The organism is Bacillus sp. K2I17, assembly GCF_002209985.1.
Classification (GTDB): domain Bacteria; phylum Bacillota; class Bacilli; order Bacillales; family Bacillaceae_G; genus Bacillus_A; species Bacillus_A wiedmannii.
Window position 1 is genome coordinate 1 of sequence record NZ_NJGF01000122.1, and the last position, 1,022, is coordinate 1,022.

Below are 1,022 nucleotides of genomic sequence, written 5' to 3' on the forward strand. Positions count from 1 at the left end.
AAAAATCCCTTGAAAGGTCGTCCTCGTACGAAATTCGATAGTATGGAAGAAGAGTTGGAATACTACAAGGCACAGGTGGCGTACTTAAAAAAGCAGTATCCAAATCTGTAGGAGGTGTCCTTGCTCAAACGACGAAGTACGAGATTATTGAAGAACTACGTTCTCGATACAAAGTAATCTGGCTTGTCGTCATTGCTCAGTTAAATCGTTCTAGCTACTATAAATGGCGTTCAACACGTACGCAAAGAAAATTACGTTTTTCAAAGGATGATACACTGCGTGAACAAATTCAAGCGATTCACATAAAACACAAGGAATATGGCTATCCTCGTATGACAATTGCCTTACGAGAAGAGGGCTTTTTAGTGAATCACAAAAAAGTATGTAGACTTATGCAAGAGCTTCAAATTCAATCGATCATCCGTAAAAAGCGTCGCTTTTTTAAAGGGAAATCTTCAAAGATTTTCCCAAATGTAGTAGAACGCCAATTCCAAAATCGCAAACAAAATGAGGTATTTGTTACAGACATCACTTACTTGCCATTCAAAGATAATTTTCTCTATTTATCGGTCGTCCAAGACATTTACAATAATGAAATTGTTGCCTGGAAACTCTCACATCGCAATGATCTACAACTTGTTCTCGATACACTTGATTTAGCAACAAAAAAAAGAGATGTGTATGGAACCATCATCCACTCGGATCAAGGATTCCAATACACATCTCATGCTTATCATCGTACGCTTCAACAGCTAGGTGCCATCGGCAGCCACTCTCGCAAAGGAAACTGCCATGACAATGCTTGTATTGAATCATTCTTTTCTCATTTTAAATCTGAAATGTTTTATCTCAATTATTATCAAACAAAAGAAGAATTGATTCAAGCAATTGAAACATACATCTATCATTATAACTACAAACGATTCCAAAAACGACTCAATCATCGAGCTCCGATTGAATATCGAATCTCAATGGCTGCTTAGTCTTTTTTTAAAGCTGTCTACTTGACGGGGATAAGACCA

At 37.2% G+C, this 1,022-nt stretch carries 1 protein-coding gene and 1 pseudogene; both read left to right on the plus strand.

Translation table 11 applies throughout. From position 1 onward, the window contains the following. Positions 1–111, plus strand: a pseudogene (locus CER22_RS34160) (helix-turn-helix domain-containing protein); the annotation flags it as partial. Between the two features lie 32 nt (positions 112–143). Next, positions 144–983, plus strand: a complete 840-nt coding sequence (locus CER22_RS31015) for an IS3 family transposase (RefSeq protein ID WP_256943779.1) — start codon at positions 144–146, stop codon at positions 981–983. The last annotated feature ends 39 nt before the right edge of the window (positions 984–1,022 follow it).